This window comes from Catenulispora sp. GP43 (assembly GCF_041260665.1).
Classification (GTDB): Bacteria; Actinomycetota; Actinomycetes; order Streptomycetales; family Catenulisporaceae; genus Catenulispora.
Map to the genome: position 1 here is coordinate 60,954 of NZ_JBGCCT010000044.1, position 22,285 is coordinate 83,238.

The following is a 22,285-nucleotide window of genomic DNA, read 5'->3' on the forward strand; positions in this document are numbered from 1 at the left end:
TGAGCCGGTGCCGATTGATGAGTCCAACACATGTTTGTCACCACATCGATCGTGATCCACGATGGATGGCATGGAGCTTCAGCAACTGCGCTACGTCGTCGCCGTGGCCGAGACCACCAGCTTCACGCGAGCCGCCGAGCGGTGCCTGGTCGTGCAGTCCGCATTGAGCCACCAGATCGCACGGCTGGAGCGCGAACTGGGAGCGCGGCTCTTCGAGCGGACCAGCCGCCGGGTGAGCCTGACGCCGGCCGGCGCCGCCTTCCTCCCCGCCGCCCGGCAGTGCCTGGAGGCCGCCGACCGAGCCGCGGCCGAGGTGGCCGCCGCCGTCGGGGAGGTGCGCGGCCGACTCGCCGTCGGCCTGATCCCCACGGTCACCGCCGTCGACATCCCCGGCGCCCTGCGCGACTTCCACGAGCGCTACCCGCAGGTGCGCATCAGCCTGCGGGTCGGCGCCAGCGACGATCTCGTCGAGAAGGTGCGGGGCGGATCCCTGGACGTGGCCTTTTTGGGGCTCCCGGTGAGCGCGCAGCCGCAGGGCGTGGCCCTTCACGAGCTGGCGCGCGACGCCCTGGTCGCCGTCACGGCACCGGATCACCCGCTGGCGACGCGGGACGCGGTGAGCCTGCGCGAGCTGGCGGCTGAGCCCTTCGTGGACCTGCCGGCCGGCACCGCGGGCCGCCTGCAGTCCGACGAGGCCTTCGAGGCGGCCGGGCTGACCCGCGACGTGGCCTACGAGGTGACCACCGCCGACTACACGGCGCGGCTCGTCGCGCCGGGCCTGGCGATCGCGCTGCTGCCGGCCGCGTGGGCGCGGTCGCTGCACGGCGTGACGGTGGTCCCGGTGGTCGACGCGCCGCAGCGGGTGGAGTGCGCGATCTGGGGGCGCGAGACGCGGACGCCGGCGGCTGCGGCCTTCTTGGGGATCCTGGAGATTCCAGTGGAGTAGGCACAGCTTCCGGTGGAGTAGCCGGGCATCCATGATCGATCTTGGTCGGCTGACTCACCGGCCCAGCGCGCGATCCAGGCCCGAGACGACGCGGTCGCGAGCGTCGGGCTCCAGGCGGTAGTAGACGTAGTAGCTGTGCCGCTCCGGGGCGATCCAACCGGACTTGTGCAGAACCTTGAGATGCTTCGACACCGCCGCCTCGGTGAGCCCGATCAGCCCGGCCAACTCCCGGGTCGAGCGGGACCGGCGGGCCAGCAGCTCCAGGATCTGCAGGCGGGTCGTGTCGCCCGCGCCGCGCAGCAGGGCCAGCAGGTCCTCGGCCGGGACCGGGGCCCGGCCCTGGCGGGCCATCCCGGCCAGTGCGTAGGCCAGGACGACGGTGGTGGTCTCGCTCCTGTCGCGCGCGCGGTCGCGGTGCACGGCGACCGCGAGTTCGGGCCACATGAAGTGGGACGGCACGAGCAGCACCCGGTCGCCCCCGGACAGCGTGACATTGAGCGGATCGGCCACGCCGCGCGCGCCCGGCGGCCGGATGGTGACGCTGCCGTCGTCGGCCGCGGTGATGTGCTCGGAGAAGCCGGCCAGCATCGTGGCCGGCCCGAGGCGCGACAGGGTCTGGAAGCGGCGTTCGATCTCGGCGTGCAGGTGGGTTTCCAGGCCCGGCCAATCGGCGGCGAGGCAGGCGTCCCAGTAGGCGGCCAGGAAGTCGGCGAAGCGCTCGCGGAGGCCGTCCGGGTCGGATATCAGCTCCCTGATGACATCGGCCGAGGCCGGGTGGACCTGCTCGATCTGGTCGGCGGCGCGCTGCCGCGCCTCGGTGTCCCCGCGGAACCGCTCGAATGGCATCCGCCTGGCCCGGCCGCGATACGTGAGCGCCGCGTGCACCATCTGCTCGGCGAACTGCTCGACCGGCGCTTTGCGGAGGAGATCCAGATCGTCCGGCCACGTGTTCACCTCTCCGGGTGGCCAGATCTCGGGGAGCACCAGCGGACGCTCGGCGAACCAGAACCGGAAGGCGTCCAGGTCGGCCTTCAACCGCGCGTCGAGCCGTGCGCGCGTCTCCAGGACCCAGGAGATGTGGAGCGGGTGCCGCTTCACGGCGGCGAGCACGTGCAGGCTGCGCAACGCCTCGGATCCGGGCGAGCTGCCGAACTCGAAGCGGTCGGTGTCCTGCTGCCCCAAGACCAGCCGCACGGTCATTCGCGGACTCCCTCCTGGCAGACCGATCAACTCTGCGGTTGATCGGTCGATCGGGCCTGATGCGCGCTCTTACGGTCGGCATCAGTATCCGGAGAAAGGGAGCTGTTATGTCTTTGAATCGGTCTTTGAATCGGTCTTTGAACCGCCGATCGTTCCTGAGCGGGGTGGCCGCTGTGTCCACCTCCTTCACCGTCGCCGGTTGCGCGAAGAGCCCGGCGAAGCCGCACGCCACCGATTGGTCGTCCTTCGAGGACTCCTTGCGCCGACAGGCGGCTCAAGGATCGTTCTCCGGAGTGGTCCACGCCGAACGGAACGGCAGTGTGCTGCTGGACGCCGCCTTCGGCATGGCCGACCGCACGCGGGGCATCGCCAACACCCCGAGCACGAAGTTCTGCGCCGCCTCCATGGGCAAGATGTTCACAGCCGTGGCGATCGGGCAACTCGTGAGCGCCGGCAAGGTGGCCTTCGCCGACACCGTCGACAGGCACGTGCCGGGGTTCCCGCCCGAGATCGCCGAACACGTGACCGTGGCCCAGTTGCTGACCCACACCTCCGGCATGGGAGACGTGCTCCAGCATTCCGGGCCCACCCCGCCACCGGACACCCTTGCCGCGCAGATCGCCCAGATCGCGAAGACCCCTCTGTCCTTCGCCCCCGGCAGCGGTTACGCCTACAGCAATTCGGGATTCATCGTCCTCGGTGCGGTCGTCGAGCACGCTTCCGGTGCCGAGTATCCGAGCTATGTGCACGACCATGTCTTCACCCCGGCAGGCATGTCAAACACCGAAGTCCGCGTCTACCGCCCCGCTGATGTTCAGGGTATGGCCCACGGCTACGCGTTCATCGACGAATCCGGCCGCCCCACCACGCCCCGCGACAACTCCGGCGACATACAGATCGGCAACCCTTCAGGCGGCGCCATCTCCACCGCCGCCGACCTGACGCGCTTCGCCAGAGCCCTGACCGCGCACCGCCTTCTCGACCCCGCCATGACCGCGACCATGACCACCGGCAAGGTGCCCCTGCATCGGCCCGGGGGTCCGGCCCAGGACGCCTACGCCTACGGTTTCGAGGACGAGCGCATCAACGGCGTCCGCGTCATCGGCCACAACGGCGGGACCCCCGGGTACGAAGGCCAGCTCGACATCTACCCGGACACCGGGGCCACGGTCGTGATCCTGACCAACCAGGACCGGGTCCTCGTGCCCGCGATCCAGCGTTCGGAGACGATGCTGACGGGCTGAGGTGACAAATCTCTGATCGAACCCCTCACCACCGGGCCGCGCTATACCCCAGGATGGAGGTGTGAGCGGGAAATACGATCGCCTGGCCGCGATGATCGTCAAGGCCCGGGAGGCGAGGGGCTGGAGCCAGTCCGACCTCGCCAATCTGGCGTACGTCACCGAAGTCGTGATCGCGCGCGTCGAGGCCGGCAATCCGCCCAACACGGTGGCGCTGAAGGCGGTCGAGCAGGCGCTGGGCTGGCTGCCCGGCATCTTCGACCTGGTCCTGGGCCAGGACGCGGACCCGGACGGGGACCTCGCCGTCGACGGCGACGACGAGGATGAGGACGACGGGTCGGGGGAGCTGCGCGAGCTCACCGTGGACAGCAGCATCGACTGGGCCTGACAAGCGTGTCGCCGGCCGCGCTCAGCCGAACAGCTCGCCGAGCACGAACTCGTCGCGGCGGCCGTCGCGCCACGTCGCGACCAGACAGTCGCCGGCCACCGCGACCGTGACCGGCACGGACGCGGTCGTGGTCGCGGACGCGGTCGCGGCGCGCCCCAGCCGATGCGCCGAGACGTAGACGGTCGCCAGTCCCGGGACCGGTCCGGCGGTGAGGTACGGCGTGGCGCTGTGCTCCCCGAAGGCGTTGCCGCCCCGGAAGCGGGCGACACCGGAGCCGGTCCAGCCGTGCAGGGGCGCGAGATCGACGGCCACCTTGTCGTTGCGCACCGCCGTACCCTCGGCGCTCGGCTCGCGGACGCCCGCGACCGCGAACGACCCCTCGCGCACGGTCCACCCCGCCAGTGCGGTGACCAGATGTGCGCGCAGCTCAATACCTTGATGCAGCACTGACAGCGTGACCACCCGCGCTCCCGGCACATCCACGCCACCCATGCGCGGCCGGTACCACGACGCGGCCCAACCCTCGCCGGTCGCGGTGCCCCGCAGCCCCTCCCGGCGGGTCGCACGGCCCCACTCGTCGACCAGCGCCAGCTGCCCGTCCACCCCGGCGGTCCAGGCGTCACCGACGCCGGGCGCGGTGTGCGTGGAGTACCCGACCGAGGCGTAGTGCGGATCGCCGCTTCCGGTGTCCGGATCGATGACGTGGTCACTGGCGTGGTTCGCGATCTGCACCACGCCGTCCCCGGAGCGGATCACCCATCCGACCTCATACAGAGTCCTGACATAATCGCCGCGTTCCGAGGGCTGCGGCTGCTCGGTCTCGGTCCACAGCCGATGGTCGGCCGGGGCGGCCAGGCCCAGAAACCCCATCCCCGCGAAATACGGGGAGCCGGGGCCGCTGTAGACCTGGCACATCGGAAGGAACTGCTCGGCACCCCAGCCCAGGGACGGCGCCGCTTCGGCCCCGATGCCGGCGCCGACACCGACCCCCAGATCCACAGCGAAGTGCCTCAGCACACCGCTGGCCAGGCGCCGTGTGGCTCCGGCCGCCTCGCCCCCGACGCCGGCCAGCGCCGCCGTCCACAACCCGCCCAGCACGGCCTGCCGATACGTCAGCGAACGCCCCTGGTGCAGCGGCGATCCGTCGGCGGCGAACAGCAGCGCGTAGGAGTCGGCGAACTCGCCCAGACGCCGCAGGTACCGCTCCCGCCGCTCGGCGGGCTGATCAGAGAGCTGATACCACTGCCACAGAAACGGGTGGATGACCCACGAGTTGTAGTGGTCCACGCGGTTCCCGTGCCGCGTCGTCGGGCTGACCGGGCCGTCGTTGAACCAGCCGTCGCCCAGATACCAGGACTCGAACAGGTCCACATCGGCCTGGGCGTGCCCGCCCGGGATCTGGAAGCCCGCCGACGCCAGGAACGCCTCGATGACTGCCGTGAACAACAGCCAGTTGTTGTCCGAGCCGTGTTTGGCCGCGTGGTGGGCGAGCCACTCGGCGGTGTGTTCGCGCAGCTTGTCGTCGAGCAGGTCCCACACCTGTGCGCGGCAGACGGCGAGCCCGAAGGCCAGGTTCGCGGCCTCCACGATCGGCTGCGGGGTGCCGTTCCACTGCCGGATCTCGTCGACCCCGATCGCCCGCCCCCAGCGGTCGGGGCCGTCGGGCGCCATCGCGGCGGCCAGGCCCCGGGCGTAGAAACCCGCGTGGTCATGGGGATCGGCGGCGCGTCCGGCCAGCAGCGGGGCCGCTGTCAGGAAGCTGCGGGCGAAGCCCTCGATGCCGTCGCTGCGGATCCCCGCCGCCGAAGGCCTGCCGGGCGGCGTGATCAGCCCGCCGCCGGGCGAGGCGTGGCGGCGGGCGGTCAGCAGCCAGTGGTCGGCCACGGCTTCCCAGTGTCCGCGCGTCCAGCCGGTGTAGGGGGACAGGACGCGGTCTTCCGGCGGCAGGCGCAGGTCGTTCATGAAAGCGGTGGTCCTCAGGGCGTGCGGCGCAGCCGCGGGGTGAAGGTGGAGTGGAAGATGGTCGACGCGGCGCCGACCGCGACCGCCTCGCTGCTGTTCACCGAGCGCTCGACGCGGATGCGGCGCAGCCGGCGCGCGGTGGGGTAGGCGTTGACGGCGTGCTCGATCTCGGTGAGCCAGACGTCCGCGACCTCCCCGGTGAAGAACGGTCCGCCGACCACGACCAGCCCGACGTCCAGCAGGTCGATCACCGACAGCACGCCCCGGCTGACGGCCTTCGCCGCCTGCTGCACGGTCAGCCTCGAGCGCTGCCGGCCCAGCGTGCGTGACTGCTGCTCGGAGGGCGCGTAGCTGCCCGGGTTGCACTCCGGGAGGATCTCGGGCCGCCCCGACTCGTCGAACCGGCCCAGGGTGACCGCGCAGAGCTGGCCGAACTCGCCGGCGTTCGCGGTCAGGCCGCGGTAGAGATCGCCGTTGAGGAACAACCCGGTCCCGACGCCGGTCCCCAGATACAGGTACACGAAGTCGCAGGCCCGGCTGTCGCGGCCGATCCAGCGCTCGCCGACCGCGGCCGCCGAGCAGTCCTTCTCGATCACGATGCGGCAGGAGAAGCGGCGCTCCAGCAGGGTGCGCAGCGGCACGTCGCGCAGCACCGACATCAGCGGCGGATCGAGCACCGTCCCGGAGACGGTGTCCACCGGCCCCGGGGTGGCCACGCCGATGCCGAGGAAGCCCTCCTCCCAGCGGCCGTGCCCGGCTTGTTCGAGCACTGTCTCGCCCAGATCGGCGATCTGCGTCACGACCGCGCCCGGCCGCGGGTCGGAGGTGATCGGCTCGGAGCGCCTGGCGACGACCCGGCCCGACAGATCGACCAGGACCGCGGTCAGCACGTGCGGGTCGATGTGGATGCCCAGCGCGTGCGCGGCGCCGTCGCGCAGCCGAACCGGGCTGCTCGGCTTGCCGACCGCCGAGTGCCGCTGCCGTTCCTCGACGAGCAGGCCGCGCTGGATCAGCGAGCGCGCGATGCGGGACACGGACTGCTGGGTGAGCCTGGTGCGCTCAGCGATCTCGCCCCGGGTGATCCGCCCGGCCAGCCGCACCGTCTCGATCACCACGCACTCGTTGAACGAGCCCAGGTCGATCTGGTTGGCCCCGCCGCCGGTCGCCGGGCCGGAATGGCCCGGCGCGGGCAGGGGGAGCGTCGGCGGGGCGGCCGACGGCGCCGGCAGCGGTTCGCGGATCCAGCGCACCCGCGCCGGTTCCGGGCTGTCCACGTAGCGTGACAGGACCGAGGCCACGTCGAGCAGCACGCGCGTGGAGGACTCCGGATGCCGGGCCGCGTCCAGGGCCAGCACGGCCCGGGTGAACGACAGGCTGGTGGTCCGTTCCGGCGGCTGGTGGACGGTGATCCCCAGATGGGAGCAGCGTTCGGCGATCTGGGCCCGCACCGGCCGCGGGCTCGACGGCTCGGCCCGCAGGACCACGGCGTGCAGGTCCGGCAGCGGGTGGGTCCGGCGGACCGCGTCCAGGAAGGGCCCGACCGGATCAGTGTCGGAATTCGCCCCGGAACCTGCCGCGGAGCCCGCCCCGGAACTCGCTCCGAAGCCCGCTCCGAAGCCCGCTCCGAAGCCCGCCCCGAAGCCCGCCCCGGGGCCCGAGCCCGGTGCCGGGCCTGCCACCGACGCAGCGGCTCCGCCCCCGGTCCCGGCCCCAGCCCCAGCCCCAGCCCCGGCCTGCGCCGCGGCCGTCGCCTCGACGAGCGCGTTCCCCACCGCGGCCAGCGCGTACGGGTCCACCGCCGGCTCGGCCGAGGGCGGCGGGACCGTGGCCACCGAGCGCCCGGCAAGTACCAGCACCGTGCAGCCGGCGTCCAGGTGCAGACCCACCGGCCACAGGTCGCTGGGTTCCAGCGCGGGGACCACCGGGATCTGCGGGACGGTCAGCCGGCTGCCGGTCAGGTTCCAGCGGTGCCGCGTCTCCGCGACCACGGTGTGCGAACAGCCCAGGCGGCGGGCCACCATCCGCGAGGTGCGGGCGTCCGGGGTGGACGTCAGGATGCTGGCCACGATCTCGCCCTCGTCCACCGCCGACGGACGCCCGGTTCGGGCCCGGTCCAGCAGCCCGTCCAGGCCCTCGGCCGCGTACCGCTTGCGCCAGGTGCTCACCGTCTGCCGCGAGACGCCCAGCCGCCGGGCGATGTCGGCGTTGCGCAGCCCTTCGGCGGCCAGCAGCACGATCGAAGCGCGCAGCGCCTGCTGGCCGTCGCCGTCGGCCCACCGGCTCAGCACCGACTGCTCGGGCAGGTCACCCATCCGAATGACCGCGGGTCAGGCGCACGGTGAGGATCTGGAAGGGACGCAGGGTCAGGTCGAAGGGGACCGCGAGCGGGGTGTCGGGCCGCTCCAGCAAGTCGGTCACCGAGGCCTCGGCCACCGGGAAGCCGACGCCCAGCCGAGTCGTGGCCCGTCCGCCCCGGGATTCGTAGAGCCGGACCACCACGTCGCCGGAGCGGTCGTCGGCCAGCTTGACGCACTCGACGACCACATCGGGATTGTCGACCGCCACCAACGCCCCCAGCGCCACCAACGCCCCCGGCGCCTCCAGGGCCTCCAACGTCCCCATACCGTCGCCGCTCGCCGCGGCCGGCCGCAGCGGCAGGTTCAGCGCATGCGCCTCGGCCAGGGCCGCGCGGGTGTCGGCGCCGGGCACGACGGCGTAGGCGAAGCAGTGCCGCCCGAGATCGGACTGCGGATCCGGGGAGTTCGGCGCGCGCAACAGGGTCAGCCGCACTGTCGTGGTGCTTCCCCCTTCCGGCCGGGTCAGACGCGAAGCATCGTAGCCGTAGGTCGAATCGGTGATCAGCGCCGTGCCCCAGCCGTGCTCCCCGACGTGGATCCAGCGGTGCGCCCACATCTCGAAGCGCGCCGCGTCCCACGAAGTGTTCTCGTGCGTGGGGCGGGTGACGTGGCCGAACTGGATCTCGGCCGCGGTGTGCTCGGCATGCACGTCCAACTCCCACGCGGACTTCAGCACCGCGTCCCGCTCGCGCCAGTCGATGTCGGTGACGACGTCGAGGCGGCGCGAACCGGCTCCCAGACGGATGTCCTGCACCAGGTGCGAGTCGCCGAACGACCGCTCGACGCGCACGGTCGCCAGCAGCGGCCCCGCGTCGACCAGCGTCACGGTGGCCGCGGCGCCGTGCTCCTCGGCCAGGTCTGTACGGACATTGCGATAGTGGCGCTCGAGATTCCACGCCGGCCACAAGTTCGGCTGATCGCGGTGCAGCTGGAGCAGGTTGCCCGCGCCGCCGGGGGCGATCGCGTCGCGGCCGAGGGCGAGATCGCGGACGGAACGGAGCAGGCCGTCGGCGTCGACGCGGGCCTCGATGACGCCGTTGGCCAGCACATGGCTGCCATCGGGCGCGGCGGTGACGGTCACCGGCGCCAGATCGGCGAGATCGGCCGTCAGCTCGCCGATGCCAAGCGCCGGTACACCGGCCAAAGCAGCGACCCGGCCATCGGCCAAAGCCTGCGAAGCCACCTCGCCCGACGGCTCGGACGCCAGCAGGACCACCTCGCGCCGGTCATGGGCCGCAGCGTTGAGCACGCCGATGTTCTGAGCATTGTCGGTGGCCAGCGCCTCGGCAGCCTTCGCGATCACCGCTTCAAGTCGCTCGTGAATCCGGCCGTACACCGCCTCGGCCTCCCGGTGCACCCAGGCGATCGAGGTCCCCGGCAGGATGTCATGGAACTGATGCAGCAGCACCTGCTGCCACAGTTCGTCCAGTTCCTCGTGCGGATAAGCGGCTCCGGTCCGCACCGCGGCCGTCGCCGACCACAGCTCCGCCTCCCGCAGCAGCGCCTCCGAGCGCCGGTTGCCGCGCTTGGTCCGTGCCTGGCTGGTGTACGTGCCGCGGTGGTACTCCAGGTACAGCTCGCCGCGCCACACCGGGGCGTCCGGATACTCCGCCGCGGCCTCCTGGAAGAACTCCGAGGGGTTCCGCACCTCTACGCGCGGCGATCCCTCCAGGTCGCGCAGGCGGCGGGCGCGCTCCAGCATCTCGCGGGTGGGTCCGCCGCCGCCGTCGCCGTGGCCGAAGGGGGCCAGCGACACGGTGGCGGCGCCCTTGTCCCGGAAGTTCGCCTGCGCGTGCGCCAGCTCGCGGCCGGTCAGTTGGGCGTTGTAGCTGTCGATAGGCGGGAAGTGGGTCAGGATCCTGGTTCCATCGATCCCCTCCCAGGCGAAGGTGTGGTGTGGCAGCTCGTTGGTCTCGCTCCAGTGCAGCTTCTGCGACAGGAACCACTCGGCGCCGGCGAGCCGGGCCAGCTGCGGGTAGGCGGCGGTGTAGCCGAAGGAGTCCGGGAGCCAGACGCCGTCCTGCTCGACGCCGAACTCCTCGGCGAAGAACCGGCGCCCGTACACCAGCTGGCGGGCCAGCGCTTCGCCGCCGGGCATGTTGCCGTCGGCCTCCACCCACATGCCGCCGACCGGGACGAACGTGCCCTCGCCGACGGCCTTGCGGATGCGCTCGAACAGCTCGGGCCGGGACTGCTTGACCCAGGCGTACTGCTGCGCCGAGGAGCAGGCGAAGATCAGCTCGGGGTACTCCTCGGCCAGCGACAGCACGTTGCTGAACGTGCGGACGCACTTGCGCATCGTCTCGCGCTGCGGCCACAGCCACGCCGAGTCGATGTGCGCGTGGCCGACGCCGCTGATCCTGTGCGCCGAGGCGTACGCGGGCCGGGCCAGGACCTCGACGAGTTCGCCGCGGGCCGCGCCGGCCGTGCCGGACACATCGCGCGGATCGGTGGCGTCCGCGGCCCGGACCAGGGCCCGCATGATCTCGTGGCGGCGCGGGCTGTCCAGCGGCAGCTCGCGCATCAGCTGGTCCAGCACTTCCACGTCGTGGATCAGGTGCCAGACCTCCTCGTCGCGCACCGCCAGGTCGGCGGCGACCAGCGTGTACAGCGGGTCCTCGCCGGCCGTGGCGCGGTCGCCGAAGTGCGTGTGCCGGCCGTGCGCGCTCTCGATGCCGGGATTGGCGGCGGCCTCGACGAGGAACTCGACGCTCGCGCCGGCCTCGGCGCTCGTGCTGACCAGCACATCGCGGTTCATCGGGTGCAGGCCGTGCAGCGCGCGGCCGTCGGGGGTGTGGACCAGGCCCTCGGCCTGGCCGCCGGGTCCCCGGTCCGGGTCGAATCCGAGGTCGAACACGGCCTCCACGCGCCGCCCGGCCCACGCCGCCGGAACGGCGCCGGAGAACCTGAACCAGGTGGTGGACCAGGGACCGCCCCACGTCTCGCCGATCGCGAAGGGCCGGTAGTGGTCCTGCGGGACGGCGAGTGCCTCGGTCACCGGCACGGGTTCGCCGGGGACGTGCCAGGCGCTGACGGTCAGCGCGGTGCGCTCGGGGTGCAGAGCGGGATGGAGAACGTGGCTGAGATACCGCGTGATGCGGTCTTCCACCAGTTTGCGGTCGTCGTGCACGGTGGGGCGGTCCCTTCGAAACGGTGGTGCGGAAGTGCGTCAGGTCTGGTGCGTCAGCCGGCGGACGACAGCGTCACGCTGCTGACATACAGGGGCTTGGTCGGGTCCGTGACCGCCAGTCGCAGGTCGGCGGACAGGTTCTGCAGTTCGGCGAACTGCACGTTGGTCAGCGTCACGGTCGCGGTCTGCCAGCTCCCGGTCCCGCTGCCGGCCACGGTCGGCCCGCCGAAGTACGGGGCGCCGGGGGAGTCGTACTGCACCTGGAATCCCTGACCCGCGACCGACCAGTAGGTGATGCTCGCCGTCACCGTCGAGGCCTTGGCGACCTGGCTGGACGGGTCGAGCTGGAGGTAGACGTTCGCCGGCGTGACGCCGCTCTGCGCGGAAGTCCAGGTCTGGTAAGCGGTCTGGCCGCCCTGCGTCACCTGGGTGAGGTTGCCGTCGCCGCCCAGACCGGTCGCGCCGACCGACAGGAACAGCAGGCCGCCGCCGGTCTGTCCGGCGGTGCCGGTGACGGATGCCGCGCCGCCGCTGGACGACGGGCAGTCGGCCGGGACCGGCGTGCCGGCCGGAGCCGAGCCCGGCAGCATCGACCACTGGTCCAGCTGCGCCGACGTCATCGCGACCGGCACGCACACGCTGCCGTCGGCCAGCACCTTCTGCGCCGGGGCCTGGCCGGTCAGCGCGTCCACCACGTGGTACGTGCCGTGGACCAGGTTCAGGCCGTCCGGGTGCAGCGTGACCGAGCCGGTGTAGCCGAAGCTCGGGCTCACTTCGCCCAGGGTGATCTGCGCGCTGCGGTGGTCCGCGGCGGTGGCCGGGACGACCTGGAGCGCGTGCTGGCTGGTGAGGTCGGCGTAGGCCGGCGCGTAGGAAGCGAGCTGCGATCCGTTGCTGAGCACGGTTCCGCCGGCCTTCTGGTACGCGGCGATATCGGCGTCGGAGCCGTTCATCGGCAGCACCGCGCGGTAGTGCGACAGGCTGTCGGCGTGGTTGGCGATCTCCTCGCTGGTGACCACCGAGAACCCGGCCTGGTAGCCGGCCCACAGCGCGGAGATGGTGTTCTCGACGTTGTTCAGGGCGCCGCCGCTGTCGTTGCCGCGGGCCTGCGAGTAGTCGATGTAGACCGCGACCGGCTGCGTCGGGAACGAGCCGGACAACTTCTGCAGTTGCGGCAGCCAGGAGGTGTAGATCGGATAGCCGATGACGTCCTTGCTGGTGCCGTCGTGGATGAAGAAGTCCTCGCCGCCGCCGTACGGCAGCGTCATGGCGTACATCGACAGCCAGTTCACCGCCTCGGACGGGATCTGGTCGTCGGTGCCGAACACGGTCCACTCCTGGGCGACCGGGACGTGGTAGGCGCGGCCCAGGCTGCCGAACAGCAGGCTCAGGCCGGCGGAGTTGGCCGCGTCCTCCACGACCGTGGCGTGGTACTTCCTGGCCAGGTTGAAGAAGATGTCCGGAAGGTTGCCCAGCTGCGGGGCGTTCGCGATGTGCCCGCCGAAGTAGTAGAACAGCGGCGCGTCGCTGACCTTGCGCACCGCCGCGGTGAGCCGGTCATACGTGTCCTGCACGCTCCACTGGCGGAACGCCTGGTAGACGCTGTCCAGCGGGGCGCCGGGGAGCGCGGCCGGCACCTGGCTGAACGCCGTGTACGAGGTGCCGTACTTCGCGTTGAAGGCGGCGATGGTCTTGTAGGTGGCCGGCAGCCACTTGGTCTGGAAGTACGCGATGTCCGCCGGAGCCCAGCCGCCTTCGCCGGGGCTGTCCAGCCACTGCGCGTCGAGGTGGCCGTAGTCCATGAAGGCGCCGCCGTAGCCCGGGTTGTGCGTGACGTGCGCGACGGTGGCGGTGACGTAGGCGAAGTAGTCGTTCTGCTCGGTCTGGTCCCACCAGGCCAGCGCGACGCCGGTGGCGCCGGTGCTGGTCACCTCGTGGTCGGTCTCGAAGGTCGCGGGGCTGTCGCGCCAGCCGGACTGCCAGAAGATCGGCACCAGCTTCACGCCGGCGGCCGCTGCGTTCGCCAGCTCCTGGTCGAACTCGGAGAAGTCGAAGGTGCCGCGCGAGGGCTCCAGCTTCGCCCACGGCATGTTGAGCTCGGCGCGGTCGATCCCCTTGGCCTTGATCGCCGCGAAGTCCGCGGTGGACCACGGTGTGCCGTTGTTGTCGAACTGGAATTGCGAGGCCCAGTAGTCGGAAGTGGGGGCGGCGTGCGTTTTTTGCGTTGACGTTGCGTGTGCTGGTGCGGGGTCGGCGGTCGCATATTGCGCGACGAACACACTGGCGGCCAGGCCGCACATCAGTGGAATCGCTCCGCGTCGAACCGTGCGCAGCATCAGTTCCCCCTTCAGGGGTTTCGGATGGCGGGTGGTTTGGTTTCCTCCAGGACACGCGCCGTCGGCGACGTGAGGGGTATGTAACTCCAAGAGTGTTAGTCCGACAAGGCTTCTCACTGAAGCACCGTTGTGAACCGCTCTGATCTGCACAGATGCCAGTTGACGATCATTGCTTTAGCGGTTTTCCTTGTCAGAGAAGTCTTTTGACGCCGACAAGCCTTGACCCAGCCGCCGATCCGCTCCGATACTTCGGGACACCTCCAGGACTTCTTCACGCCGCTGTGAACGCGGTGTGAGGCCCGTCGGCCGTGACCTCCCAACTCTTCTTCGAGGAGCCGTCATGGCCAGAACAACATCTTTGCAATCCGTGCGTTTCCGGCGTGCCTTCGCGGCGCTCGCCGCCGTGCCGCTCGCCACCGGTTTGGCGGCCTGTGGCAGCAGCGGCGGAGGTAGTGGTTCGGGGTCGTCGCAGACGCTCACCATCGCGATGTGGACGAACCCGGCCGCCGTCGCCCAGACCGAGAAGGTGAACGCCGAGTTCGAGAAGCAGCACCCCGGCGTCAAGATCAAGATGCAGACCGCGCCGACGGCCGGCAACGCGTGGCCGACGCTGTGGCAGAGCCTGGTCTCGGCCAAGAGCGTGGACGTGCTGGCGCAGTTCCCGCCGACTCCGCACGCCTATCCGCCGGCGTCGACCGGCATCATCCCGCAGGGCACCCCGGCGCTGATCCAGTCCGGCCAGTTCGTCGACCTGTCGAACCAGCCGTTCATGAAGCGCTTCGACCCGGCCGCGCAGAAGTACGCCATGGGCTACAACAACGGCACCTACGGCGTGATGACGGCCGAATACGTCAACAACTCCGGCATGTTCTACAAGAAGGACCTGCTGACCAAGTACGGCCTGTCGGTCCCGACGACCTACAGCGAGTTCATCAACGACATGGACGTCCTGAAGTCGAAGGGCATCACGCCGCTGTACGTGGCCGGCAAGGACGGCTACCAGAGCATCGCGTGGTTCGGGATCATGAACCAGCTGCTGATGCAGGGCAAGCCGAGTACCGACGCCCCGGCGGTGTGGGAGAAGCGCGCGCAGGACTTCTGGAACGGTGCCCAGAGCTGGACCGATCCGGTCTACGCCGACACCGCGAACCGGTACGAGAAGGTCCTGTCCTACATGGAGCCGAACGCCGCGGGTGTGCCCGCGCAGTCGGCTCCGGGAGTATGGGCCGCCAAGACCAACGACTTCCCGTTCTTCTTCGACGGCTCCTACGACGGAAACACCATCGCGCAGTCCAACCCGGGCCTGAACTTCGGCTTCATGGCGCTGCCCGGCGCCGACGACGCTGCCGCGAACCGCGCCGTCCTGGCGCCGGACCTGTCCTGGGTGGTCCCGACCTGGTCCAAGCATCAGCAGCTGGCGATGCAGTGGCTGGACCTGTTCACCCAGCCGGACAACTACGCGGCGTGGCTGAAGGCCACCGGATCGATCTCCACCGAGCCGGCGGTGCCGACGCCCGCGCTGTCCTGGACCGACTGGCTGTCCACGCACGCCTCCCAGGGCTTCGTCAACGCCGAGCAGCCCTGGACGTCGACCAAGTTCCCGACGGCGGCCGGCGACCAGGACCGGACCAAGATGCAGCCGTTCGGTTCGCAGACCCCGGCCCAGGCACTCAAGGAATCGGCGGACGCTTACAAGTCGGCAGTGGGGCACTGACCTGTGAGCACGATCCCCTTCGGCACAAAGCGGACACGGCGGTGGCTGCCCTGGGCCTCCATCGCCGTGCCCTCCATCGGCTGGCTGGTCTTCGGGTTGTTCCCGTCGGTGTCGACGGTCTTCTTCTCCTTCACCGAGTACTCCGGCTTCCCGGGCACCCCGCTGCACTTCTGCGGGCTCTGCAACTACAGCAACGCGTTCAACAGCTCCTGGTCCGACTTCTCGGCCTCGGTGGTCGTGACGCTCAAGTACGTCGCCGGCGTCACGGTCCTGCAGATCGCGATCGGCCTCGGACTCGCGCTGCTGCTGCGCCACCGGCGGCGCGGATTCGGGCTCTATCGCGCTCTGATCTTCATGCCGCAGGTCTTCTCCGTGACCATCGTCGGCGTGCTGTTCTCGCTGGTCTTCGACCCGCAGAACGGCCCGGCCGAGCCGGTGTACCACGGCCTGTTCGGCTCGACGAGCGCCTTCCTGGGCGACCAGAGCTGGGCGCTGTGGCTGGTCATCATGATCAACGTCTGGATGTTCAGCGGCTACACCATGCTGGTCTACATCGCCGCGCTGCGGCGGATCCCGCCGGAGCTGTACGAGGCCGCCTCGCTCGACGGCGCCGGGCGCCTGCGGACGTTCCGCCACATCACCTGGCCGCTGCTGGCCAACGCCACGACGGTGAACGTCTTCCTGACCGCGATGGGGTGCGTCGGCGAGTTCGCGCTCATCAGGGTCCTGACGGACGGCCACTACGGCACCAAGACGCTCGGCATGTACATGTTCGACACCGCCTTCGGAGTGAACCCGTCGCTGGGCTACGGCTCGATGCTGGCGGTGGCGCAGTTCGTCATCACCCTGGTGATCGGCAGCGCGCTGCTGGTCTTCCTGCGGCGGCGGGAGGTGACGCTGTGAGCCTTCGGCTGCGAGCTGTGACGCGCACCGGCGGCCTGCAACTGGCCTGTCTGGTGATCTCGGTGGGCTTCTTCGCCCTCCCGCTGGTCTACCTGGCGCTGCAGGCGTTCAAGACCAACAACGAGTTCCTGAACGACCCGACCGGGCTGCCGCACCCGTGGACGTTCTCCAACTTCAGCGACGCCTGGAGCCAGGGCGACTTCTCGAACGAGATGGTGAACAGCCTGCTCTACGCCATCGTCCCCGACATCATCACCCTGATTCTCGGTGTCTTCCTGGCATTCCCGATCTCCCGCGGCTGGTTCAAGCACTCCAACATGTTGTACGGGTTCTTCGTGTTCTCCGGGTTCCTGCCGGCCGGCCTGATCCCGCTGTTCATCGAGGCGCAGAAGATCGGCACCTACAACAGCCGCATCGGCTACCTGATCATGACCTCGCTGACCGGAGCCGGGTTCTTCTTCTTCGTCGGGTACATCAAGACCATCCCGCGCGAGATGGACGAGGCCGCCGCCTTGGACGGCTGCGGATACATCCGCTACATCTTCACGATGATCGTCCCGCAGATGAAGCCGGCGCTGGCCACCTTCGGCATCTTCGGCTTCGTCGCCGGCTGGAACAACCTGATCCTGCCCCTGGTCATGCTCAACGACCAGAGCCTGTGGCCGGTCACCCGCGGCCTGTTCTCGTTCTTCGGGCAGTACTCCTCGCAGTGGCCGCTGGTCGCGGCGGCGACGATCATCGTGGCGCTGCCGATCCTCGCCGTCTTCGCGCTGCTCCAGCGCAACCTGGTCGAGGGCGTCGCCGGCGGCGCGGCGGCGGGCAGTGGAGGAGTGACAGTGACACAGAACCCGGAGAAGATCCCATGACCAAGCACGCATTGGTGGTCCGCGGCGGCTGGGACGGCCACGTCCCGATCCCGACGAGCGACAAGTACGCGGCCGTCCTCAAGGACGACGGCTACGACGTCACGATTTCCGACACCCTGGACAGCTACCTCGACGAGGAGCTGTTGGCCGGCACCGACCTGATCGTCCAGTGCTGGACCATGGGACAGATCAGCGGCGAGCAGACCAACGGCCTGATCCAGGCGGTGCGTGCCGGGACCGGCTTCGCCGGCTGGCACGGCGGGATCATTGATGCCTTCCGTAGCGAGACCCGTTATCAGCTCATGACCGGCGGGCAGTTCGTTCACCACCCGCGCGAGTTCACCACCTACGAGGTACGCACGGTCGCCGATCACCCGATCGTGGCCGGCATCGAGCCGTTCACGGTGACCACCGAGCAGTACTACCTGCACATGGATCCGCAGGTCGAGGTCCTGGCCGTCACCGACTACGCCGAGGACCCGGACGTCCCGGAACTCGCCGGCGCCGTCGTGCCGGTCACCTGGACCCGGCAGTGGGGAGCCGGCCGCGTGTTCGTCACGGCGGTCGGCCATCGGCCGGCCGACCTGGAAGTACCCGAAGTCGATGCGATGATCAGGAGGGGAATGGCATGGGCGACGCGATGAGCGCGCTGCGCGTGGGCGTGGTGGGAGCGGGGAACATCAGCGGCCAGTACTTCCAGGCGGTGCCGCGGCTGCCGAACCTGCGGATCACGGCCGTCGCCGACTTGGACGCCGAGCGCGCCGCCGCGGCCGCGGCCCAAGTCCCGGGGGCGCGCGCGGCCAAGCCGAACGAGCTGTACACGGCGGACGACGTGGACCTGGTCCTGAACCTGACCATCCCCGCCGCGCACGCCGAGGTCGCGCACGCCGCGATCGCCGGCGGCAAGCACGTCTACGGCGAGAAGCCGCTGGCGGCCACCACCGCCGAAGCCCGCGCGGTGCTGGACGCGGCCGAGCGCGCCGGGGTGCGCGTCGGATGCGCGCCGGACACCGTGCTCGGTACCGGGATCCAGACGGCGCGCGCGGTGCTTGACGCCGGGGACGTCGGCGTCCCGGTGGCCGCGACCGCGTTCATGGTCACGCCGGGCCACGAACGCTGGCATCCGGCCCCGGAGTTCTACTACCGCCCCGGCGGCGGCCCGCTGCTGGACATGGGCCCGTACTACCTCACGGCGCTGGTCACGTTGCTCGGCCCGGTGAAGCGCGTGGTGGGGATGAGCTCCACGCCGCGTCCCACGCGGGTCGTCGGCAGCGGGCCGCGCGCCGGCACCGAGTTCGCGGTGGAGGTGGAGACGCACGTCACCGGGGTGCTGGAGCACGAGGGCGGCGCGTTGTCCACGCTGGTGATGAGCTTCGACGTGTGGGCCGGGCAGCTGCCGCGGATCGAGGTCTACGGCTCCGCCGGTTCGCTGGAAGTGCCGGATCCCAACGGATTCGACGGACAGGTGCGCATCTTCCGCGCCGAGGCCAAGGAGTGGGAGCAGGTCCCCGAGCGCGGTGGGTACCGGAACGCCTCCCGCGGTTACGGCGTCTCGGATCTGGCTCGGGCGCTCGGCGAAGGCGTTCCGCATCGAGCGAACGGTCAGGTGGCCTTCCACGTGCTGGACGTCATGGAATCGCTGCTCGCCGCCGCGAAGAGCGGGGAATCGGTGGCCGTCGGCAGCACCTGCGAGCGTCCGGCGGCGGTCCCGGCCGGGGCCCGGCCCGAGCAGGAGCAGGAGCCGGAACTTTGAGGAAGCAGCCGGCTGCGCTGTTCGCCATGCCCCACGAGAACCTGCCCCGGCTGTTCTCGCCGCAGGCCATGGACCGGCTGCGCGAGCTGACCGAGATCGACGCCTGCCTGGTCGTGGACGACTTCCGGCAGCCCGAGGCGGCCCGCGCCCTGGCCTCGACCGAGGTGCTGATCACCAGCTGGGGCGCGCCGCCGATCGACCAGAGCGTGCTGGACGGCGCCCCGCGTTTGCGGGCCGTCCTGCACGCGGCCGGGACCGTGCGGGGCTATGTCACCGACGCGTGTTGGGAGCGCGGACTGCTGGTGTCTTCCGCGGCGGAGGCCAACGCGATCCCGGTCGCCGAGTACACGCTGGCCGCGATCCTGTTGGCGGGTAAGAACGCCTTCGTGCTGCGAGAGTCGTTCACCGGCTCGCGCGGCGCCGCCGATCCCGAGCGGGAGCGGCGGCGGGAGAGGCTCGGCAACCATCGCCGCCGGGTCGGCGTCATCGGCGCTTCGCGGGTCGGGCGGCGGCTGCTGGAGTTGCTGCGGCCGCTGGATTTCGAGGTCTTCCTGAGTGATCCGTACATCGGGCCGACCGAGGCCACCGAGCTCGGTGCCGTGCTGTTGTCGCTGGACGATCTCCTGCGCAGCAGCGACATCGTCACCGTGCACGCGCCGGATCTGCCGGCCACGCGCGGGATGCTGGACCGGCGCCGGCTCGCCTCGATCCCGGACGGCGCCACGCTGATCAACACGTCACGGGGCGCGTTGGTCGAGGCCGGGGCGTTGACCGACGAGCTGGTGTCGGGCCGGCTCAGCGCGGTCCTGGACGTCACCGATCCCGAGCCGCTGCCCGCGGATTCGCCGCTGTACCGGCTGCCGAACGTGTTCCTCACCCCGCACATCGCCGGATCCGTCGGCAACGAGCTGACGCGGATCGGCGACGCGGTGGTGGAGGAGGTCGAGCGGCTGGTCAGCGGTATTCCGTTACGGCACCGGGTGGTGCGGTCCGACCTGGACCGGGTGGCGTGAGTCCCAGTCCTCGGGTAATCAGTCCTCTTCGAAGATGACGACCATCTTCCCGGTGTTGCCGCCGCCGAGCATGGATACGAAGGCGTCGACCGTGTTGGCGAAGCCGTGCACCACGGTCTCGTCGACCGGTACGGCGCCGGAGACGATGTGCGGGATGAGGAAGTCCTCGAACTCCTCGCGGGCGTCGAGGTGGTCCCGCACCAGGAACCCTTCCAGGCGCAGCGCGTTGCCCACGATGTCGTAGAGGTTCGCCGGTGCGGCGGGCGGGTTGTCCAGGTCGTCGTACTGCGCGACGGCGCCGCACCACGCGATGCGTCCGTGGTGGCGCAGGACGCTGATCGCGGCTTCCAGGTGCGTGCCGCCGACGTTGTCGAAGTAGACGTCGATGCCGTCCGGTGCCGCGGCGCTCAGCTGGTCGGCCAGCGGCGTCGCGGCGCGGTAGTCCACGGCGGCGTCGAAGCCGACGTGCTCGATCAGGTGCTTCGCCTTCGCCGGGGAGCCGGTGCTGCCGATGAGCCGGCCGGCGCCCATCACCCGGGCGATGCGCGCCGCCGCCGTCCCGACACCGCCGCCGGCCGCCGAGATGAACAGGTCCTCGCCGGGCTGGAGCTTCGCGATCCGCTTCAGGCCGACGTAGGCGGTCAGGCCGGTGCCGCCGAGGATGCCGAGGTAGGCGGTGAGCGGGACGCCGCCGGGGACCGTCAGGACCCGGATATCGGCTGCGGTGACGACTGCGTGTGTGGCCCAGCTGTGGCGGTGGAAGACGACGCTGCCCTCGGCGACCGCCGGGTCCTTCGAGGCCAGGACCCGGCCCAGCACCCGGCCCTCGAGCCCGAAGCCCTTCTCCCAGTCGCCGAAGTGCATCGCCTCGCGCATGTACGGGTCGACGGACTGGGCCAGGTTCCGCACCAGGATCTGGCCCGGCGCGAGGTCCGGGAGCGGGCCGGAGACGAACTCGAAATCGGCGGCGGTGGGGCGGCCCTGCGGGCGGCGGGCTTGCCGGATGGCTTGGTAGGTCGCGTTGACTGGCATGGCCATGACAGTAGAGAACCACGCAGTTCAGAAGCAGATGCGTGCGTTTCTGGATCACCGCTTTCCATGAGCGGCTTTCATGATCGATCGCCCTCGGACTACAGTGATCGCCATGACCGACCTCGCCCCCTCTGAGCTGCGTCTGCTGGTCGCCGTGGCGCGCACCGGGAGCTTCACCGCCGCCGCGGAGGTCAGCGGGACCACCCAGTCCGCAGTCTCGCACGCGATCCGCGGAGTGGAGCGCAAGGTCGGAGCTGTGCTGTTCGAGCGCGGCCGCAGCGGTGCGCGGCCGACCCCGGCGGGGGAGCGGGCCGTGGTGCGGGCCCGGCAGGTGCTGCGCCAGCTGGAGCTGCTGGGCGCCGAGGCGCGCGGTGCGCAGGAGGGCACGGTCAGCGGCACGCTGCGGGTCGCGGCGTTCCGCAGCGCGGCGGCGGTGCTGCTGCCGCCGGCGATCATCGGGCTCGCGGCCCGGTATCCGGGCGTCACGCCGCGCGTGCTGGTCGTGCCGGAACTCGGCGCCGGCACCGTCGGCGAGGTCGAGGAAGGCCGCGCGGACCTGGCGATCGCCACCCTCGACGACGACACCCCGGCCCCGGACGGCATGGTGGTCGGGGAGCTGTTGCGCGAACCGTACGTGCTGGCCTATCCCGCCACGCGCAAAGAGCCCCGCGGCCTGCCGCTGATCGACTGGCCGGAGAACTGCTCCTCGTACACCCGCGACTGGTGGCGCACGCAGGACTTCCTGCCGAAGGCGACGCTGGAGGTCGCCGACGACGGCGTGGTGCTGTCGATGATCGCGCAGGGCGTCGGCATGGCGATCCTGCCCCGCCTGACGGTCACCGGCCCGGTCGCCGGCGTGACCGTGACGGGCCTCGGCGCGGACGGGCCGACGCGCCGGATCGTCAGCGTGGCCACCCGCGCCGACGCGAAGGCCGCGGCGCCGCGGGAACTGGTGCGGCTGCTGCGCGGGGTGGCGCGGGAGATGTTGGGCTAGGTAGGGCGGGGCAGGACTAGGCAGGGCAGGGCGAGGGGAGCTTTTGGGATCGGCGGGCTGTCGGGCCGGATCGTCCTCGCGAAATCAGGGGCCTCTGGCTGTGTGTGGGGTGGCGTGGGGGTGTTGGTGCGGTTAGTTGTTGGGTTAGAGGCTTTTTTACGGCTTCGCGCATGGTTTGCGGGATCCGCTGGTGGCGCGGGTTGGGTGGTGGGTCGAGTCGCGTGACGGCGGCGGTGGTGTGGGCAGGTGGTGCTGTCTACTGCGACAGTCAAAAGCGCCTCCGGCGGCGCCTGCGCGGCGAGCGGCCTCGGCTCGGAGGGATCCCAACACCCCGCGTGGGCTGCGGTCTGAGTGCTGGTCGCCTCTGTCCCGGATCCCTCGTCGCTGTCGTCGCCGTAAACGGAATCATCCCGGCCTGGCGGTATCAAGTCGGATCACACGCTGCTGTGG

Annotated in this window: 16 protein-coding genes; 10 read left to right on the forward strand and 6 right to left on the reverse strand. The window is 70.6% G+C overall.

Translation table 11 applies throughout. The annotated features are described in order from the left end of the window. Positions 1-70: 70 nt before the first annotated feature. On the forward strand, positions 71-946 hold the full coding sequence (locus ABH926_RS49240) for a LysR family transcriptional regulator (RefSeq protein ID WP_370374329.1): 876 nt from the start codon (positions 71-73) through the stop codon (positions 944-946). A gap of 54 nt (positions 947-1,000) precedes the next feature. Here the strand turns inward: ABH926_RS49240 and ABH926_RS49245 are convergent, their stop codons facing one another. Then, positions 1,001-2,146, reverse strand: coding sequence for a DUF5937 family protein (locus ABH926_RS49245; RefSeq protein WP_370374330.1), 1,146 nt, complete (start codon positions 2,144-2,146; stop codon positions 1,001-1,003). 173 nt (positions 2,147-2,319) lie between these two features. Here ABH926_RS49245 and ABH926_RS49250 point away from each other — a divergent pair, with 173 nt between their 5' ends. Together ABH926_RS49250 and ABH926_RS49255 are read left to right on the forward strand one after the other, a co-directional pair. After that, entirely contained in the window at positions 2,320-3,390 is a 1,071-nt protein-coding gene (locus tag ABH926_RS49250; protein ID WP_370374331.1) for a serine hydrolase domain-containing protein, read from the forward strand. 61 nt (positions 3,391-3,451) lie between these two features. Continuing rightward, positions 3,452-3,775 carry a multiprotein-bridging factor 1 family protein gene (locus ABH926_RS49255; RefSeq protein WP_370374332.1) on the forward strand — a complete coding sequence of 108 codons (324 nt, stop codon included), beginning with the start codon at positions 3,452-3,454 and terminating at the stop codon, positions 3,773-3,775. A gap of 21 nt (positions 3,776-3,796) precedes the next feature. Here the strand turns inward: ABH926_RS49255 and ABH926_RS49260 are convergent, their stop codons facing one another. From ABH926_RS49260 to ABH926_RS49275, 4 genes are read right to left on the reverse strand one after another with little or no spacing between them, the layout of a single operon-like run. Next, a complete protein-coding gene (locus ABH926_RS49260) occupies positions 3,797-5,737 on the reverse strand; it encodes a DUF2264 domain-containing protein (RefSeq protein WP_370374333.1) in 1,941 nt (646 codons plus the stop codon). 14 nt (positions 5,738-5,751) lie between these two features. Then, positions 5,752-8,049, reverse strand: a complete 2,298-nt coding sequence (locus ABH926_RS49265) for an ROK family protein (protein WP_370374334.1) — start codon at positions 8,047-8,049, stop codon at positions 5,752-5,754. Continuing rightward, complete coding sequence (locus tag ABH926_RS49270) at positions 8,042-11,224, reverse strand: alpha-mannosidase (RefSeq protein ID WP_370374335.1); 3,183 nt, start codon at positions 11,222-11,224, stop codon at positions 8,042-8,044. The genes ABH926_RS49265 and ABH926_RS49270 overlap by 8 nt, the downstream gene beginning before the upstream one ends. 53 nt (positions 11,225-11,277) lie before the next feature. Continuing rightward, a complete protein-coding gene (locus ABH926_RS49275) occupies positions 11,278-13,560 on the reverse strand; it encodes a glycoside hydrolase family 42 (protein WP_370374336.1) in 2,283 nt (760 codons plus the stop codon). 340 nt (positions 13,561-13,900) lie between these two features. Here ABH926_RS49275 and ABH926_RS49280 point away from each other — a divergent pair, with 340 nt between their 5' ends. From ABH926_RS49280 to ABH926_RS49305, 6 genes are read left to right on the forward strand one after another with little or no spacing between them, the layout of a single operon-like run. After that, positions 13,901-15,274, forward strand: coding sequence for an ABC transporter substrate-binding protein (locus tag ABH926_RS49280; protein WP_370374337.1), 1,374 nt, complete (start codon positions 13,901-13,903; stop codon positions 15,272-15,274). Between the two features lie 3 nt (positions 15,275-15,277). Continuing rightward, on the forward strand, positions 15,278-16,177 hold the full coding sequence (locus tag ABH926_RS49285) for a carbohydrate ABC transporter permease (RefSeq protein WP_370374338.1): 900 nt from the start codon (positions 15,278-15,280) through the stop codon (positions 16,175-16,177). Then, positions 16,174-17,043, forward strand: coding sequence for a carbohydrate ABC transporter permease (locus ABH926_RS49290; RefSeq protein ID WP_370374339.1), 870 nt, complete (start codon positions 16,174-16,176; stop codon positions 17,041-17,043). Before ABH926_RS49285 ends, ABH926_RS49290 begins: the two co-directional genes overlap by 4 nt. Continuing rightward, a complete protein-coding gene (locus ABH926_RS49295; RefSeq protein ID WP_370374340.1) occupies positions 17,040-17,687 on the forward strand; it encodes a ThuA domain-containing protein in 648 nt (215 codons plus the stop codon). Before ABH926_RS49290 ends, ABH926_RS49295 begins: the two co-directional genes overlap by 4 nt. Next, positions 17,672-18,796, forward strand: coding sequence for a Gfo/Idh/MocA family protein (locus tag ABH926_RS49300; RefSeq protein WP_370374341.1), 1,125 nt, complete (start codon positions 17,672-17,674; stop codon positions 18,794-18,796). The genes ABH926_RS49295 and ABH926_RS49300 overlap by 16 nt, the downstream gene beginning before the upstream one ends. A gap of 26 nt (positions 18,797-18,822) precedes the next feature. Then, positions 18,823-19,809, forward strand: a complete 987-nt coding sequence (locus tag ABH926_RS49305) for a hydroxyacid dehydrogenase (protein ID WP_370374346.1) — start codon at positions 18,823-18,825, stop codon at positions 19,807-19,809. Between the two features lie 18 nt (positions 19,810-19,827). Here the strand turns inward: ABH926_RS49305 and ABH926_RS49310 are convergent, their stop codons facing one another. Then, complete coding sequence (locus tag ABH926_RS49310; RefSeq protein ID WP_370374342.1) at positions 19,828-20,841, reverse strand: NADP-dependent oxidoreductase; 1,014 nt, start codon at positions 20,839-20,841, stop codon at positions 19,828-19,830. 112 nt (positions 20,842-20,953) lie between these two features. On the opposite strand from ABH926_RS49310, the gene ABH926_RS49315 reads away from it, so the two are divergent. Next, complete coding sequence (locus ABH926_RS49315) at positions 20,954-21,835, forward strand: LysR family transcriptional regulator (RefSeq protein WP_370374343.1); 882 nt, start codon at positions 20,954-20,956, stop codon at positions 21,833-21,835. Positions 21,836-22,285: the final 450 nt, after the last annotated feature.